This window comes from Mycobacterium sp. 1274761.0 (genome assembly GCF_001668615.1).
GTDB lineage: Bacteria > Actinomycetota > Actinomycetes > Mycobacteriales > Mycobacteriaceae > Mycobacterium.
This window is the reverse complement of record NZ_LZMC01000113.1, coordinates 39,233-54,855: the sequence shown is the minus strand read 5'-3', so window position 1 is coordinate 54,855 and position 15,623 is coordinate 39,233. Positions and strand designations below refer to the sequence as shown.

Below are 15,623 nucleotides of genomic sequence, written 5' to 3'. Positions count from 1 at the left end.
GAGGATTTTGGCCGTGTCGATACCCCTTTGGGGTATACCAAAAACACCGAAGGTCAGGCAAACTCCGCCTGACCTCGGGTTTTGGAGAGTGCGCCGTCAGGGTTTCGAACCCCGGACCCGCTGATTAAGAGTCAGCTGCTCTACCAACTGAGCTAACGGCGCGCGTCAGCGACAATAACAGGCGGCGAGGCACAGGGTGAAATCTCTTTGGTCGACGGCTCCGTAGAGGGCTCTGTCAGCGCGTTCGCGCGAGGCAGCGGTTGCCCTTAGAATATTGCCAGAATTCTCAGAAGTCGGTTCTCCTACGAGTTGGAGCAAATTATGTGGCAGGTCAAAAAGTTGGCCCGTCCGCGCCGTTTTTATCTCTGGCTGACGGCCATCGCCGTCGTGCCGGCCCTTGTGGTCGGGCTCAGTGCCTGCGGCGGAAGCTCCCAGCCGGCTCAGCCTCAGACGATCACCGACAAGGGGACGCCCTTCGGTGACCTGCTGGTGCCCAAGCTCACCGCATCTGTGAAGGACGGCGCGGTCGGCGTCGCCGTGGACCAGCCCGTGACGGTAGCCGCCGAGGACGGCGTCCTCGGCGCGATCACGATGGTCAACGACGACGAGGGCACCCCGGTCGCCGGCGAGCTCAGCGCCGACGGTTTGACGTGGCGCACCACCGAGCCACTGGACTACAACACGCGCTACACGCTGAACGCGCAATCGCTGGGGCTCGGCGGTGCTGCCAATCAGCGAATGACATTCCAGACGCATTCGCCTGAGAACCTGACGGTGCCCTACGTGCTGCCGAACGACGGTGAGGTCGTCGGCATCGGGCAGCCCGTCGCCGTGCGCTTCGATGAGAACATTCCGAATCGGCTCGCGGCGCAGCAGGCGATCACGGTGAAAACCAACCCGCCTGTCGAAGGCGCTTTCTACTGGCTGAGTAATCGCGAAGTACGTTGGCGCCCAGCGCAATACTGGAAACCCGGCACGACCGTGGATGTGGCCGTCAACACCTACGGTGTCGATCTCGGGGACGGCCTGTTCGGCGCGCAGAACGTCACCACACACTTCACCATCGGTGACGAGGTGATCGCGACCGCTGACGACAACACGAAGACGTTGACGGTCCGGCGCAACGGCGAGGTCATCAAGACGATGCCGATCTCCATGGGCAAGAATAGTTCTCCGACGAACAACGGCATCTTCATCGTCGGTGACCGGTTCGGCCACATGGTGATGGATTCGTCGACCTATGGCGTTCCGTCGAACTCGCCCAACGGATATCGCACCGAGGTGGACTACGCCACCCAGATCTCCTACAGCGGCATCTTCGTGCACGCTGCGCCATGGTCGGTCGGAAGCCAGGGCTACAGCAATGTCAGCCATGGCTGCCTCAACGTCAGCACCAGCAATGCCGTTTGGTTCTTCGAGAACACCAAGCGTGGCGACATCGTCGAGATCTCCAATACCGTCGGCTCAGTGCTTCCCGGCACCGACGGCCTCGGCGACTGGAACATTCCGTGGGAACAGTGGCGGGAAGGTAACGCCAATATCTGACGGCGTAGCGGCCCGTCACTTCGTCATCGGGGTTGGCGTCGGCGGGATCGGTGTCAAACACACTGCGCGACTTGATGATCAGGGTCAGGGATAGAGTTTGAGGACCGGGGTTCTCATTCGCTAAAGGGGGTGCCCGGCGGGTGTGGACCAACTCAGCTGCAGAGCAACCTGACGGGCAAACGCGTCGGCCCACGCAGCGAGCTGTTGGTCGACCAAGTTGTGGGGCCGACGACGGTGATACGGGCGACGCGGTCGACGAGTTCACGCAGCACCGCCTGCGCCTCCATGCGTGCCAGAGGAGCGCCGACGCACATGTGTGCGCCATAGCCGAAACCGATATGCATGCGCGGGTTGCGGTCTGCGCGGTATTCGTCAGGATCGTCGAAGACGAGTGGGTCGCGGTTGGCTGCACCGAAGGACAGGAGCACGCGTGCGCCGGCGGGAATGGTTACCTCGCCGACCTGATAGTCCGCCCGCGTATAGCGGTAGAGGTTTTGGATAGGGCTGGAGATCCGCAGCTGTTCCTCGACGGCGATGGGAATGAGATCGGGGTTGGCGCGGATGAGATCGTACTGGTCGGGGTTGTGGGCCAAAGTTTCGAACATGCCACCGAGCAGGTTGGTAGTCGTCTCGTTACCGGCGATGAGCAGCAAGAGGGCAACGTAGAACAACTGATCGTCGCTGAGGTCGCCTTCGGTGTTGTGTTCCAGCAGCCGCCCAAGCATGGTGTCCGAATCTTTGAGCTCACCGGAGGCGAGGTGACGCAGGAAGTAGCGTCGTAGCGCGAGGACTGCGCGCATCGAGTTTGCGGTATCGACAACACCTTTGGGTGTCGGTGAGAAATCGATGATTCGAACACTGTTTTCCGACCATCGTCGAAAGTCGGCGACGTCGGTGTCTGGTACCCCAAGGATCGCTGCGATGATACGGATCGGCATCGGTATCGCAAGCCGTTCTACCACGTCGCAACCCGGCTCATTGATCACGTTTTCTACGAGTTCGGCTGCAAGCTTGTCTGTTATCTCCTGCCAGTTTTCCAGCGCGCGGCGGGTGAAGCCGGGCTGGACCTGCTTGCGTAGTCGGGCGTGCTGGTCGCCGTCGGTGAGCACTAGGAGGTCCGCCGCCATTCTGACCCGCGTTACCCCCCGGGCGCTGGTGACCTGATCCGTATCGCGTAACGCCGCACGGACGTCATTGAGTCGGCTGAGGATCCAGGTGGCGCGTTTAGGGTTGTAGTGCACGCGCCCGCTGCGATGAAGCGCTCGGTAGGCTTCGTGCGGCTGAGCCGCAGTGGCGGCGTCCAAGGGGTCGTAGTCGGTGTTGACCGCGCCGGTCCAACCTCGATAGCCCAGCCGGTGCGTGCGGATCGCCCCGGTGAGATTCATTTGGACAGCGCTGCCAAGCGGTTTGAGTAATGTAGCGATGCCGCGCGGGTTGTTCACCGCCATGACCATTGCACCTTTCGCCCGTTAGTAAAGGACGCAAAGGTCTCTCGGGCCGGCGAGGCGGCACCGTGCGGGTCGGGGTGGAAAGCGTTGTGCGCCAAAGCAAGCGTCTCCTCAAGCCGCCGATGGGCCGGCATGCAGGACGGGTGGGCGCATGCCGACCGCAGGTGATGGCGCTGCACCCTCATGCCCTCAGGTTCGGCGCTGGTGCACCTATCGTCAACGGTGCGACACGAAGTTGAAAGGCCCGTTCTGATGCTACGCAGGAAGCGTTTCGCACCAGAGCCGTCTGACCAGCGCGTTCTGCGATAGAATCCTGTCCAAAATTCTCACAACGATAAAGCCGTTTTGGCCTTGTCGCTGAGAACGGCCGCATGTGCACCAGCTTATTCTGCAGAACTCGGATCCCCGGGACGTGCCCTTGCCGAAGGGGTGTCGGGCTCGGTGTGCCCAGCCCTGAGCTCGTCTGATGTCGTCAATGCGTCGTGGGAACCGGTGAACATCACAGCCGTCAAGTGCGCGGGTCGAGGTCGCGGCACCCAGTGGCGGGGTAGTGTGATGACTTCTCACGACAGGCATGTGAGCCGGGTGAAGCACTCAAAATAATTCTCAACGCGAGAACGCGAATTTATCTGTCGGCTGGACGGGGACAAGGTGTGATGACACGTGAGGATTGGTTGGTCGGCCGCGACCGAAGCAGCGAAGCCGCCGACCGAATTTACGACGCGGCGGCAGAGCTGGTCTCGCGCAAAGGATTTGAGGCGTTCACGATTGAGGCACTGGCCGCCATAGTGCATTGTTCACCGGCAACGATCTATCGTCACGCCGGCGGCAAGGCCGCGATCCGTGAAGCCGTCACCATGCGCACCTCCGCACGAATCGTCGGGTTAGTGCGTGAGGCGATCAAGGACTTACACGGCACTGAGCGTGTAGTCACGGCGATCTTGGTTGCGCTAGAGCACATCCGCGCCGAGCCGCTCGGTGACCTGATGATGGGTTCGATCCGGCCGAGCCACGAAGGCGAATGGTTGACAGCATCGCCGGGCGTGGCCCGGCTGGCCCAGGAAGTGATCGGTTCCGACGACCCCCTGGCCGCGCAGTGGTTGCTGCGGGTAACCCTGGCGCTGTGGTACTGGCCAGCCGAGGACCGCGAAGTCGAGCACGCGCTCGTCAGACGCTTCGTCGGCCCATCGTTTAGCTAGCGCAAGCAGCTGCAATCGGGGTTCTTCGCGTTTCGCGCACTCGGTAGATCCAATTGCGTCTGCCAGTCCTAAACTTGCGTTTCGCAGCACGAGAGAAAACCATACGGATCTCTCACCCATCACTGCAGGTGCAGCCCGTACGAGCTGTCGGGCAGGTGGCTGACCGGGTTCGACCCCCCTTTCAACCTCGTGGCGCCTCGTTGACTGTGTCATCAGGTGTTCACCAAGCTGATCTGGTGATGACAGCGCAGCGTTCACGCGAAGCTGGCGCCGGCGGTCGGTGGCTGCCGTCGATCGTCGCAGTGGGTAGCTACGCCGTGACGACTCGACCGTGGCGGCAGAGTGGGCAGATAGACCTGCAGGCATCGGCCTGCCCGAGATCAGGGTCCCCGCTGTGGCTTTCGTGATCACCCAGAGATGCTGCAACGATGCCAGCTGCGTGTCGGTGTGCCCAGTCGATTGCATCCGCCCCTCGCCGGATGACCCCGAATTCAACACGGCCGAGATGCTGCACATCGATCCGGAAGCCTGCGTCGACTGCGGCGCATGCGTACCTGTCTGCCCGACCAGCGCGATCGACTACGAGGTCGATCTACCTGAACCGTTGAAACGATACAAAGACATCAACGCTGCCTACTTCGAGCGGCACCCGCTGCACGCAGATCCTCGACGATTAGACGAGCGGCCCTCACGTCCACCTAAGGAACTGGGGACTCTGCGGGTCGCGATCGTCGGCGGGGGGCCGGCCGCATGCTATGCCGCCGACGAGCTGTTGGCCCGCGCCGACGTCGAGATCGAGTTGCTGGACAGGCTGCCTACGCCCTACGGGCTAATTCGCGGCGGTGTGGCGCCGGATCACTCCGCGACCAAGGAGGTGGGCCTGACCTTCGGGGCGAGGTTCGTCACAGACGCTGTGGGTTTGCACCTCAACGTCGAAGTCGGTAAGCACATCACGCATGAAGAGCTGATGCGCCACCACCACGCCGTCATCTACGCCGTCGGCGCATTCGATGAGCGCCGGCTCGACATACCGGGTGAGGATCTGCCCGGAAGCCATCCCGCATCCGAGTTCGTCGCCTGGTACAACGGGCATCCCGATTACGCCGATATGACATTCGATCTGTCCGGACAGCGCGCCGTGGTGGTCGGAAACGGCAACGTCGCCTTGGATGTGGCGCGAATCTTGCTCCTCGACCCCAACGAATTGCAGAACACCGACATCGCAGAATATGCGCTGGAGAACCTACGGCGCAGCAACATTCGGGAGGTCGTGCTTCTGGGACGACGCGGGCCACTGCAGGCGGCCTACTCATCATCGGAGTTTCTGGCCTTCAACCACCTGCCGGGGGTGGACGTCGTGCTCGATGAGCGCGAGCTCAACCTCGACCCAACCAGCCGAGCCCAGATCGAAGATCCCGCGCTGGAACCGGCGCTCGCTCTAAAGGTGAGGCTTGCCGAGGAGTTCGCGCACCGTCCGCTGGACCCGCACAACAAGCGGGCCGTATTCCGCTACTGCGTTTCCCCGGTCGAAATTCAAGGGACCGACCGCGTTGAGGGGGTACGGATCACCGCCAACGAGCTCGTCGACATTGACGGCACAATCAAGGCCGTCGCGACCGACCAGACCGAGGATATCGAGGCATCATTGGTATTGCGCTCAGTGGGCTTCCGGGGCCGGCCACTGCCCGGCCTGCCGTTCGATGAGCATCGCGGAATCATCCCCAATGACCGCGGCCGGGTGATCGCCGAAGACGGGCAGCCGATCACAGGCGTCTACGTCGCCGGATGGATCAAGCGCGGAGCCAATGGCACGATCGGTACCAATAAGCACTGTGCCCGCGAGACGGTCGCAAACATCATGGAGGACTTCATCTCCGGCAGGCTCTGCCGCCCCGACGGAGATCGACCTTCGCTTGAGCGACTTCTCGCTGTTCGTCAGCCGGACCGAATTTCGGGCGACGGCTGGCACGCCATCGACCAAGCCGAACGCCAGCGTGGTCAATCCTTCGGACGTCCGCGGGTCAAGTTCACCGACCCAGCCAAGATGGTCGAAATCGCCAGGAAGGCTTACGCGCATGCGCGGAGTTGATTGGGCTGCGGGCGTCGTAGCGTCGATCGCCGTGTCGCAAGTGTGGTATCCGCGCCGTCGGCGCTCGCCACGGACTACGGAGTTGCGCTCAATGGCACTTAGCGGGTCTTCTCGAATGGCGAAGGGGCGCAAACCAGCTCGGTTCCGAACGGCGCGGGAGGCTGGGAACGGACTGAGAGCCCCAGTGGCGCATGCGGTTTCAGCAACCCGATTATCACCCAATTGCCAGTGCGATTGGAACTGATTGCCTAGCTGTCGTGACGTGACTAGATGCATGTCAGTCAGCGAGGTGGATGATTGGAGGTCGACCGCCGAGAGCGGAATGGCCTCGTCGAGTGTAGCGGCGAAGGAATTGGTCAAGATTGTGTCTGCGGAAGCTGTTGCTGGTTCGAGGGCGGACGTAGCCCTTTCGTCGAGCGCGGCCGAGGTCGGTATTGGTGCCCTGGAAAGTGTGATCACTCGTACCAACGCGTGGCCAAACCCGCTCCAGGCGTGCACAGCGGCGCGTCCGAGGAGCTGTCTACTCGTTTATGGCCGCGAAGCGAACACAGCCGGCCCCACCGAGGTTGGCAGCGGATCCAGAAGGCAGGACGGTGGCGATGATGACACCTGTAGCGGCTAATACGAAGGGCCAACGCATCCTGTTGTGGACGGTGCCGCCCGCCGGGGCGCTGTTCGCGCTGGCCTGTTTTCTGTTCCCGGTTTTCTCCCCACCACTGTCGCCGACAATGACACCCGAGCAGGTCGCGGCGTTCTTCGCCGAGAATGTGACGGGTATACTCGGCGTCGCGATACTCGGCAATCTCATTGCGTGCTCGCTGGTCCCGCTCTTCGCGGTGACCGCTGTACATATATCAAGAACCGCCACGTCGAGCAGTGTCTTCACCTATGCCTACATCCTCTGCGTTGGGGTGGGACTCACCGCGTTCATCCTCGCCGACTACTGCTGGGGGATTGCTGCCTTCCGACCCGAGCGTGACCCGCAACTGATCAGCCTGCTCAACGACATGGCGTGGTTCTTCTTCATCGCGCCGGTTGGCACGATCATCGTGCAGAATCTCTGCCTCGCCATCAGCATTTACCTCGACGCACGGTCAGACCCGATCTTTCGTCGCTGGGTGGCGCACTTCAACATCGTCATCGCGGCTCTGCTGATTCCGAGCGCGTTCTCGATCCTGCACAAGTCGGGGCCGCTAGCGTTCGATGGCGCCGTGTCATTCACACTGCGGCTCAGCGTTTTTGCAATCTACATCTCGGTGATGTTCGTTGTTCTTCTGGGCGTGGTCAATCGCCAGGGCAGCGAGGGGGAGGCCCTGGCATGACCGAGAGCGTGGCCCCGGCATCCGAATGCGCTACGACGCGTTCCCGACCGTGGCGCCAGTCCAGGAAGCTCGATCAGTGGATCGCGTTCTGGTCGGTGCCGTTCTTCTTCTCCGTGTTCGGGGTGGTTTTCGTCCCGCTGAGCTGGATGATGCCGCCGCGATCGCCGAGCACTGCGCAGGCGCAGATCGTCGATTTCATGCACTCGCACAACCTGCTGATCGCTTGCGCCGTCCTGACTTTGGCGTTCGGTCTGGGGCCGGTGTCCAACGCGGTTTACCTCATGCAGATCAAGCGGATGTCGGTCAGCCCGGTGTTTCGCTACACCGTGATGATGGGTGCGATCACCGGCACGATTGTCGGGATGCTGTTCCCGCTGTTCTGCTTTGGGTTGGGCGCCTTCCGCTCAGGCTACGACCCCGCGATCCTGGCGATGCTCTACGACTTCGGCTACCTGGCGTTCATCGGCTCGCTGGGATGCTTCTGCATCATGTGGATGGCCTTCGGTCTGGCCATCATCCTCGATGAGAACATCATTCTGCCGAAATGGCTCGGCTACTACACCGTCTGGCAGTACGTGAGCGAGCTGATCGCCGCACCGGTGTGGATCGCCAAGTCAGGTCCGTTCGCGTGGAACGGCCTGATGACGTTTTGGTTGGCGATGACGCTGTTCGTGTCATGGCAACTCATCGTCTACGCGTGCATCTTCCGGGCGATCAAGAACCAGCCCGACGACGAGCTTGAGCACAGTTGGATCGGGTCAAACGCCGCGTCAACCGGCACCGCGGCGAGGGCCAGCGCATGACCAAGGTCTCAGAGCAGTTCAGCGCCGCCACACACGATATCGAAGTCCGGAGACACGTCCCCGGTGATCCGAGCATGTGGTTTTTCGTCATCGGTGACCTGCTCATTTTCGGCGTCTACTTCGTGGGCTACATGTTCTATCGCGGCGGAGACCAGGCAGAATTTCTGCACAGCCAGGCACAGCTGAACCTCAACATAGGTGCCGTAAACACCTTCGTGCTGTTGACCAGTTCGCTATTCGTCGCCCTGGGCACGGCAGCGGCGCGCGCCGGAGAGACCGCGGATGCACTGCGGCTGTTCGGCGTCGCTTTGGCCTGCGGTGCGGCCTTTCCGTTGCTCAAGCTGTTCGAGTACATCCCGGAAATCACCGCCGGCATGACCCCGGGAACCAACCTGTTCTTCATGTACTACTACGTGATGACAGGACTGCACCTGTGCCACGTGCTCCTCGGCCTGGTGATCCTCTGCTTTGTCATCCGCAACCTGCGCGGACCAGCAAAACCCCGAATCTCATTCGTGGAAACCGGTGCCACCTATTGGCACATGGTCGACATCCTGTGGTTGATCCTGTTCGCGCTGCTGTATTTAACGAGGTGATAGGTGTGGCGACGTATCTGCGCAACTCGCTGATCTATGTGTGGGCACTGCTCACGGCGGTCACCGTCGTGTCGTGGCTGACCGCCCGCGACGGCGGCGGGACACACCACCTCAACGCCTCTGTCACCGTGGTCGTGCTGCTAATCGCGGCGGTGAAAACACAACTGGTGATCTGGTACTTCATGGAAGTCCAGCGGGCGCCTACGTGGCTTAAGGCGACGACAACGGCATGGCTGATCGCACTCTTCGGCTTCCTGTTGGGCCTCTACTTCGCCGCTCAGTAGATTAGATGTAACGGCGATGCCCTCGAATCTCAATGATCGGTGTTCGGATGATTAAAGGCCCCGGGAACTTTCAGCTTGCGAATGTCTTTCGCAGAACCTCGCACTGGCGGTCGAAGAATGCACGTGATACTCCGGCAGTTGGTGCGACAATGTCGAATCCGTGGAAAGCGCCGATAACGACGTCGATATCACATGGCACGCCAGCGCTTTCCAGGCGGCGTGCATACTCGACACTTTCGTCGTGCAGCGGATCCAGGGTGCCAACGCCGATCCACGCCGGCGGTAGGCCAGAGAGATCGATCTGCCGCGCGGGCACGGCGATTTGCGGATCGGCGCCGCGTAGATAAGCGGTCCATCCCAATCGATTGCTGTTGGGGCTCCAGAGCCGATAACGCCGATCTCTGATGCCGGGGCGATCGCTGGAGCGATCATCCACCATCGGATACACCAAGAGCTGAAATAGCGGCACCAATTCGCCGCGGTCGCGAGCCAGTAGCGCGAGCGCCGCCGTCAGGCCGCCGCCGGCACTTGCGCCGCCGATGGCGACCCGCGCGGGATCGATGCCGGGCAAGCGAGTCAGCCACGCAAACGCTTCATAGCAGTCCTCCAAGGCAGCCGGATAAGGGTGTCTAGGCGCGAGGCGGTAATCGACGGCGGCGACAGGGACGCCTAGCCGGTGCGCGAAGCGGCGGCACAGCCGGTCGTCCTGCGCTGCCGATCCGATGACGTATCCGCCACCGTGGATCCACAGCAGCGCGGCGTCCGTGCTGTCAGTGTTCTGAGGTCGGTGCAGACGAACATTGATCCCGCTGGGCAGGGCCACCACTTCGACATTCTTCGAGAAACGCAATCCCTGTAATCTCGTGAGCGTGCGAATAACGGGCAGAGTGCGGCGAGTGTAGGGTCCGCCGGGCAGCACACGCGAAATCCCCCGCAAGTCGGCATGAAACTCCTGGCTGTTCGGCATCAGACAGGATAGGTGACGCCGGTGAGTTCCTCAGCTACGGTCCACAGTCGCTTCTGGACGGCCTCGTCGCGGGCTTTGGCACTCGCTGTCACCAGCTTCGGATAGCCCTTGAGTTCAAATAGTCCGCGCGGACCCCAGTACTGACCCCCACGCACCTGAGGATCAGTGGCCGCCAACAACTGAGGCAGTGCCCCTTTCGCTGGATCCTGTCCCACAACTGGACCGAACAGCCTCATCAGCGGTACGACCGGTTTCCACACGTGGCGTATCAGCTCGGAATCGGTATACCCAGGATGGGCGGCAACCGCGATGGTGGGCACATCGGCGGCAGCCAACCGCCGCTGCAGTTCATAGCAGAACATCAGGTTGGCCAGCTTCGACTGAGCATAGGCGGCGCCGCGGTTGTACCGGTGCTCCCACTGCAGATCATCGAAATGTATTGCACCGCCGAGCTTGTGAGCATTGCTGCTGATGACGACGACCCGTGAACCATTGACCGGCACTACATTGTTTAGTAGAAGCCCGGTGAGGGCGAAATGACCGAGATAGTTTGTGCCGAACTGCAATTCGAAGCCATCCGGTGTCACCTGCTTCGGCGGAATCATCACCCCGGCGTTATTTATCAGCAGGTCGATGCGTGGGTATGCGGCCGACAACTCCTCAGCAGCGGCGCGCACAGATCGCAGGGAGCCCAGGTCAAGTCGCTGAACAGTAACTTCCGCACGCGGCGCTGTATCCAATATTCGGTCCCGTGCAGCTTTCCCCTTTTCTGTGTCGCGAACTGCGAGCACCACACAGGCTCCACGCTCAGCGAGAACTCGAGAGGTGTCGAAGCCCAGGCCGGTATTGGAGCCTGTGACGATCGCCACCCGCCCTGTCTGGTCGGGCACATCCGCCTCGGTCCACTTCCTTGCTGACATGGGAGATGATCGCTCTCTGTCGTTGAGAGGCAAATATCCTCGTCGTTGATGCTTTCCGATCGGCAGCAATGGACCGCCACCGCAGGTTTCAGGTTGGGGGGTGGCTTATTGCAACGTCAACGATGGGGCAGGAAGTTGAAAGGCCGGCTCAGACGCTGGCCAGGACTTCCTTCGCACGCAAGGCATTTGAACAGCCGGTTTGCCGAACAGTTGAGCCAGAAGTTTCTCATCGTGATAAGACGGGTTTGCAGAGAGCTCGAGAAGCGCTCACTTTGATAGGTGAAGACGGGAATGGTCGGCATTACGACGTAAGCATCTGACTTCCGTTGCAGCCGGCCCCATTCGAGTCTCCGGATTCATACCAAGGGTTAGTTGAATCAGCGCTGATTGTTCAAGCCTCGAGGAGTCGCGCGGGAATCGGGTTATCCAGATTAATCGCAACTACTTGATACTTTGCTGCGAAGAAGCGATGATTACGCGTCAGATGCAGGGCTGCCTGACAGCGACCGGCACGACGGCCAACGCCTCTGCCGCCCGTCGAGAGGTTTGCTTCCGCGCACAATTAGGAGTAGGTAACATGTTGCTACGTAACAACTCTCGGCTCGCCGCGATTCGATCCGATCGGCACTTACGCGGGAAGCCCACCCATCTGGCATCGTCTTCACCGTCGTGATCAGCCTGATAAGGGCGCTTGAGGGACCTCCGACTCTTCCCCCGGGCAGCACGGTCACTGTCGGGCGATCCAGGTTGGAACTTCCCGTCGGAACAGGGCACCTCGTACCTGCGAACTGGTACTTCCCGAGCGGACGCGAAACACCGTCTCGGCTGATCTATCTACAACACGGCTTCCTCGCCAGTGCCCCGCTCTACAGCTACACGGCGGCAGTGCTCGCCCAGCAGACCAATAGCGTCGTCATCACCCCGTCGTTGACGTCGAACCTCTTCGCCAGCGAGGCCGCCTGGTTGGGTGAGATGACGTTGCATCGCGCGGTAGCCGACCTGTTCGCGGGTTGCCGGGCGCCACTCACCGCCAGCGCGACCCTGGCGGCGGGCAGCTCCGTGACGCTGCCGCAACGCTTTGTGCTCGCCGGCCACTCCATGGGCGGTGGCCTCGTCGCAGCCGCCGCCGGGTTCTGCGTCGACAACGGAGCGGTCACGGATTTGGCCGGCGTGATGCTGTTCGACGCGGTCTCGCTTGATAACGCACTGCCGACGGCTCTGACAAAGCTCACTGGCGTCAACAACCGACCGGTGCTGCTGATTACCGAACCCAAGCACTTTTGGAACCAGCTCGGCGACGTCAGCGGCTACCTAGTCCATGCGCGACCCAACCAGTTCGTGGGAATTTCGCTAGTCGGGGGTTCCCACATAGATGCCATGCAAAGTGGAAACGTACTAATTCAGAAGGCAGCTCAACTGTTTACCGGCTTCTCGCTTCCGCAAAACGTCGAAGCAATACAGACAATCTCCGCCGGATGGATCAACGACATGTTCGCGGGCACCCGCGACGGCATCTACGGTGCGCCAGGGACGCCGATCCAGATTTCAACCAGTGCTGGGACTGCTACTGCCTTTGTACTTCCGGCGCCACCCAATCGCACGTCGCCGGCAAGTGTGCTGCTGGAAACACTCCTCGACGCCGCGCCCCGTGCGTTCTTCAGCTACGCGCCACGCCTACGGGCCTCTCGCCGGGATGCGGTGCCCCGCGCGACCAAGCGCGACTAGGGCGATACCACGGCCTCACCGCTGTCAGGCGGTCGCCGACGTCGCGACCCCTATCGCGAGGAGACCGGCGTCGCACTCCTCGACGCCGACGGGCGCGCCTCGCTTGTCGAGCAATTGAGCGGTAGTGGAACGACGTGATCGGCGTTCGTTGTTGGATGGTCCGTTTCATGGACCAGGAGAAGCACAGAGAAGCACACCGCCTCACCTACGGAATGCAGGTGAGGCGGTGTGATCCCTCGGGGTGGCTGACGGGACTCGAACCCGCGACAGCCAGGATCACAACCTGGTGCTCTACCAACTGAACTACAGCCACCATCGCCGCACTGCGGCGTCGTAGATACTAGCCGCTCCCGCGCTCGACAGCCGAATCCATTCCCTCGCCGTTGGTGCTCGCGGGTCCCAGCTCGGCGGCGACCGCGGCGATATCGCTGGTCGACGGCCCCGGCGGCGCCACGAACGCGGTGCGCCGGTAGTACTGCAGTTCGCGGATCGACTCGTGGATGTCGGCCAGCGCGCGATGCGCCAGCCCTTTGTCCGGCTGCCCGAAATAGATCCTCGGATACCAGCGCCGGCACAGCTCCTTGATGGAGCTGACGTCGATCATCCGATAATGCAGATAGTCGTCCAGGGCCGGCATGTCCCGGGCGATGAAGCCGCGGTCGGTGGCAATGGAATTACCGGCCAGCGGGGCCGTCTTCGCCTGCTTGACGTGGCCGCGGATGTAGTCGAGCACCAGCTCCTCGGCGGCGGGCACGTCGACGGTCGACGCCCGGACTTCCTCCGTCAGCCCGGACCGATCGTGCATCTGGGCAACCACGTCGATCATTGAAGACAACGCTTCGTCGGGAGCGTGGATGACCACGTCCATGCCCTCACCGAGGATGTTGAGGTCGGCGTCGGTGACCAGGACCGCGATCTCGATGAGCCGGTCGGATTTGAGGTCCAACCCGGTCATCTCGCAGTCGATCCATACCAATTCGTCACGCACAGCGATCAACAGTAGGCCCACGCCAGCCAATCCGCCGCAAGCGGGAGCACGACCGGTCCCACCGCACGCCTGCCGCGCAGGCGGGTGCCCCAGTAATGTTCGGCGCATGGCTAACGAGTCGACAGCTTCTCCTGCCCAGCAGATCGCAGCCGGATACACAGCCGTCGGCCAAGCACTGGAATTGGGCTCCGTCGTCGTTGACGGTGCCGTAGATTCCGCCGCGCGGGTGCGTATCCCGTTGGCCACCGTCAACCGCCACGGCCTGGTGGCCGGCGCAACCGGCACCGGTAAGACGAAATCGCTGCAGGTTATGGCCGAACAGCTCTCCGCCGCAGGCGTTCCGGTGCTCATGGCCGACGTCAAGGGCGATCTCTCGGGTCTCTCGCGTCCTGGCGAGGCGAACGACAAGACGCAGCAACGCGCCACCGACACCGGCGACGACTGGACGCCGACGGCCTTCCCGGTGGAGTTCCTGTCGCTGGGTACGTCGGGGATCGGGGTGCCCGTGCGCGCAACAATCTCCAGCTTCGGACCTATCCTGTTGTCAAAGGTATTGGGCCTCAACGCCACTCAGGAGTCGACACTCGGACTCATCTTCCACTGGGCCGACCAGAAGGGGCTCTCGCTGCTGGATGTCAAGGATCTGCGCGCGGTCATCCAGTACCTCACCAGCGACGAAGGCAAGCCCGAACTCAAGGCGCTCGGAGCGGTGTCGCCGACGACGGCGGGGGTCATCCTGCGCGCCCTGGTCAATCTGGAAGCCGAAGGCGCCGACACCTTCTTCGGCGAACCGGAACTCGAGCCCAAGGATCTGTTGCGCGTCGACGCGGGCCGCGGCGTCATCAGCCTGCTCGAGCTCGGCGATCAGGCCGCCCGCCCCGTCATGTTCTCCACATTCCTGATGTGGGTGCTGGCCGACCTGTTCACGACGCTGCCCGAGGTCGGCGACCTCGAGAAGCCCAAGCTCGTGTTCTTCTTCGACGAGGCTCATCTGCTGTTCACCGACGCCTCTAAGGCCTTCCTCGAGCAGGTGGAACAAACCGTCAAGCTGATCCGGTCCAAGGGCGTCGGCGTGTTCTTCTGCACCCAGCTGCCCACCGACGTGCCCAACGACGTGCTCAGCCAGCTCGGCGCTCGCATCCAGCACGCCCTGCGCGCCTTCACTCCCGACGACCAGAAGGCGCTCACCAAGACCGTCCGCACGTATCCGAAAACGACTGTTTACGACCTGGAGTCGGCGCTGACGTCGCTGGGCATCGGTGAAGCGGTTGTCACGGTGTTGTCCGAGAAAGGCGCACCGACGCCGGTGGCCTGGACCAGGATGCGCGCCCCGCGGTCGCTGATGGGCGCCATCGGACCCGACGCGATCAAGGCTGCGGCGCAGGCCAGCGCGCTGCAGGCGGAGTATGGCCAGACCGTCGACCGCGAATCTGCCTACGAACGGCTCAACGCCCGGCTCGCGCCGCCGGAGAAGGCGCCATCCGCCGAGTCCCCGCCGGTCGATGCGCCGGGGGAGGCCAGCGCCGAGGGTACGGCGACGGCGAAGAACGCCGCCGAACCCGGCATGTTCGAGAAGATGATGGCCAGCCCGGCGTTCAAGAGCGCCATGCGTTCAGCTGGCACGGTCATCGGCCGCGAGATCACCCGCAGCATCTTCGGCACCGGCCGCCGCCGCTGATCACGGCTGGACTCCGCGAAACGGAATTCCAGCACCGATAGTGCGAGTAGAGGCGTGCT

Annotated in this window: 13 protein-coding genes and 2 tRNA genes; 9 read left to right on the top strand and 6 right to left on the bottom strand. The window is 62.3% G+C overall.

Translation table 11 applies throughout. The features are described 5' to 3' along the window. Positions 1 to 89: 89 nt before the first annotated feature. Positions 90 to 162, bottom strand: a tRNA-Lys gene (locus A5651_RS24495). Between the two features lie 159 nt (positions 163 to 321). On the opposite strand from A5651_RS24495, the gene A5651_RS24490 reads away from it, so the two are divergent. Continuing rightward, complete coding sequence (locus A5651_RS24490) at positions 322 to 1,545, top strand: Ig-like domain-containing protein (protein ID WP_066987433.1); 1,224 nt, start codon at positions 322 to 324, stop codon at positions 1,543 to 1,545. A gap of 152 nt (positions 1,546 to 1,697) precedes the next feature. On the opposite strand, the gene A5651_RS24485 is transcribed toward A5651_RS24490, so the two are convergent. Then, a complete protein-coding gene (locus A5651_RS24485) occupies positions 1,698 to 2,993 on the bottom strand; it encodes a cytochrome P450 (protein WP_066987553.1) in 1,296 nt (431 codons plus the stop codon). Between the two features lie 656 nt (positions 2,994 to 3,649). Here A5651_RS24485 and A5651_RS24480 point away from each other — a divergent pair. The 6 genes from A5651_RS24480 to A5651_RS24455 all read left to right on the top strand — a co-directional run bounded on the left by A5651_RS24480 (position 3,650) and on the right by A5651_RS24455 (position 9,286). Beyond that, complete coding sequence (locus A5651_RS24480) at positions 3,650 to 4,192, top strand: TetR/AcrR family transcriptional regulator (protein ID WP_066987430.1); 543 nt, start codon at positions 3,650 to 3,652, stop codon at positions 4,190 to 4,192. A 394-nt stretch (positions 4,193 to 4,586) separates the two neighbouring features. Continuing rightward, positions 4,587 to 6,281, top strand: a complete 1,695-nt coding sequence (locus tag A5651_RS24475) for an FAD-dependent oxidoreductase (RefSeq protein WP_066987427.1) — start codon at positions 4,587 to 4,589, stop codon at positions 6,279 to 6,281. Positions 6,282 to 6,880: 599 nt separating this feature from the next. Then, a complete protein-coding gene (locus A5651_RS24470; RefSeq protein ID WP_066987550.1) occupies positions 6,881 to 7,603 on the top strand; it encodes a hypothetical protein in 723 nt (240 codons plus the stop codon). Further along, complete coding sequence (locus A5651_RS24465; RefSeq protein ID WP_066987424.1) at positions 7,600 to 8,406, top strand: hypothetical protein; 807 nt, start codon at positions 7,600 to 7,602, stop codon at positions 8,404 to 8,406. Before A5651_RS24470 ends, A5651_RS24465 begins: the two co-directional genes overlap by 4 nt. Continuing rightward, the gene (locus A5651_RS24460; RefSeq protein WP_066987421.1) at positions 8,403 to 9,002 is read left to right on the top strand and encodes a cytochrome c oxidase subunit 3 family protein; all 600 of its coding nucleotides are present in this window, start codon (positions 8,403 to 8,405) and stop codon (positions 9,000 to 9,002) included. Before A5651_RS24465 ends, A5651_RS24460 begins: the two co-directional genes overlap by 4 nt. Before the next feature lie 5 nt (positions 9,003 to 9,007). Continuing rightward, positions 9,008 to 9,286 (top strand): cytochrome C oxidase subunit IV family protein, encoded by a 279-nt coding sequence (locus A5651_RS24455; RefSeq protein ID WP_066987548.1) that lies wholly within the window; start codon positions 9,008 to 9,010, stop codon positions 9,284 to 9,286. Between the two features lie 70 nt (positions 9,287 to 9,356). Here the strand turns inward: A5651_RS24455 and A5651_RS24450 are convergent, their stop codons facing one another. After that, entirely contained in the window at positions 9,357 to 10,253 is an 897-nt protein-coding gene (locus tag A5651_RS24450; protein WP_066987417.1) for an alpha/beta hydrolase, read from the bottom strand. Continuing rightward, on the bottom strand, positions 10,253 to 11,173 hold the full coding sequence (locus A5651_RS24445) for an SDR family NAD(P)-dependent oxidoreductase (protein ID WP_066987413.1): 921 nt from the start codon (positions 11,171 to 11,173) through the stop codon (positions 10,253 to 10,255). The genes A5651_RS24450 and A5651_RS24445 overlap by 1 nt, the downstream gene beginning before the upstream one ends. Before the next feature lie 885 nt (positions 11,174 to 12,058). Between A5651_RS24445 and A5651_RS24440 the strand changes: the two genes are divergently transcribed. Beyond that, positions 12,059 to 12,898 carry a hypothetical protein gene (locus tag A5651_RS24440; protein WP_231988814.1) on the top strand — a complete coding sequence of 280 codons (840 nt, stop codon included), beginning with the start codon at positions 12,059 to 12,061 and terminating at the stop codon, positions 12,896 to 12,898. A gap of 240 nt (positions 12,899 to 13,138) precedes the next feature. On the opposite strand, the gene A5651_RS24435 is transcribed toward A5651_RS24440, so the two are convergent. Together A5651_RS24435 and orn are read right to left on the bottom strand one after the other, a co-directional pair. Next, positions 13,139 to 13,211, bottom strand: a tRNA-His gene (locus A5651_RS24435). Between the two features lie 27 nt (positions 13,212 to 13,238). Further along, positions 13,239 to 13,886 (bottom strand): oligoribonuclease, encoded by a 648-nt coding sequence (orn, locus tag A5651_RS24430; protein WP_066987545.1) that lies wholly within the window; start codon positions 13,884 to 13,886, stop codon positions 13,239 to 13,241. Between the two features lie 106 nt (positions 13,887 to 13,992). On the opposite strand from orn, the gene A5651_RS24425 reads away from it, so the two are divergent. After that, the gene (locus A5651_RS24425; protein ID WP_066987407.1) at positions 13,993 to 15,564 is read left to right on the top strand and encodes a helicase HerA-like domain-containing protein; all 1,572 of its coding nucleotides are present in this window, start codon (positions 13,993 to 13,995) and stop codon (positions 15,562 to 15,564) included. Positions 15,565 to 15,623 lie beyond the last annotated feature (59 nt).

Bases quoted from the DNA above. Each gene is read 5' to 3' on its own strand.
- A5651_RS24490 (WP_066987433.1), top strand. From the start codon at position 322: ATGTGGCAGGTCAAAAAGTTGGCCCGTCCGCGCCGTTTTTATCTCTGG.
- A5651_RS24485 (WP_066987553.1), bottom strand. From the start codon at position 2,993: ATGGCGGTGAACAACCCGCGCGGCATCGCTACATTACTCAAACCGCTT.
- A5651_RS24480 (WP_066987430.1), top strand. From the start codon at position 3,650: ATGACACGTGAGGATTGGTTGGTCGGCCGCGACCGAAGCAGCGAAGCC.
- A5651_RS24470 (WP_066987550.1), top strand. From the start codon at position 6,881: ATGATGACACCTGTAGCGGCTAATACGAAGGGCCAACGCATCCTGTTG.
- A5651_RS24465 (WP_066987424.1), top strand. From the start codon at position 7,600: ATGACCGAGAGCGTGGCCCCGGCATCCGAATGCGCTACGACGCGTTCC.
- A5651_RS24460 (WP_066987421.1), top strand. From the start codon at position 8,403: ATGACCAAGGTCTCAGAGCAGTTCAGCGCCGCCACACACGATATCGAA.
- A5651_RS24450 (WP_066987417.1), bottom strand. From the start codon at position 10,253: ATGCCGAACAGCCAGGAGTTTCATGCCGACTTGCGGGGGATTTCGCGT.
- A5651_RS24445 (WP_066987413.1), bottom strand. From the start codon at position 11,173: ATGTCAGCAAGGAAGTGGACCGAGGCGGATGTGCCCGACCAGACAGGG.
- A5651_RS24425 (WP_066987407.1), top strand. From the start codon at position 13,993: ATGGCTAACGAGTCGACAGCTTCTCCTGCCCAGCAGATCGCAGCCGGA.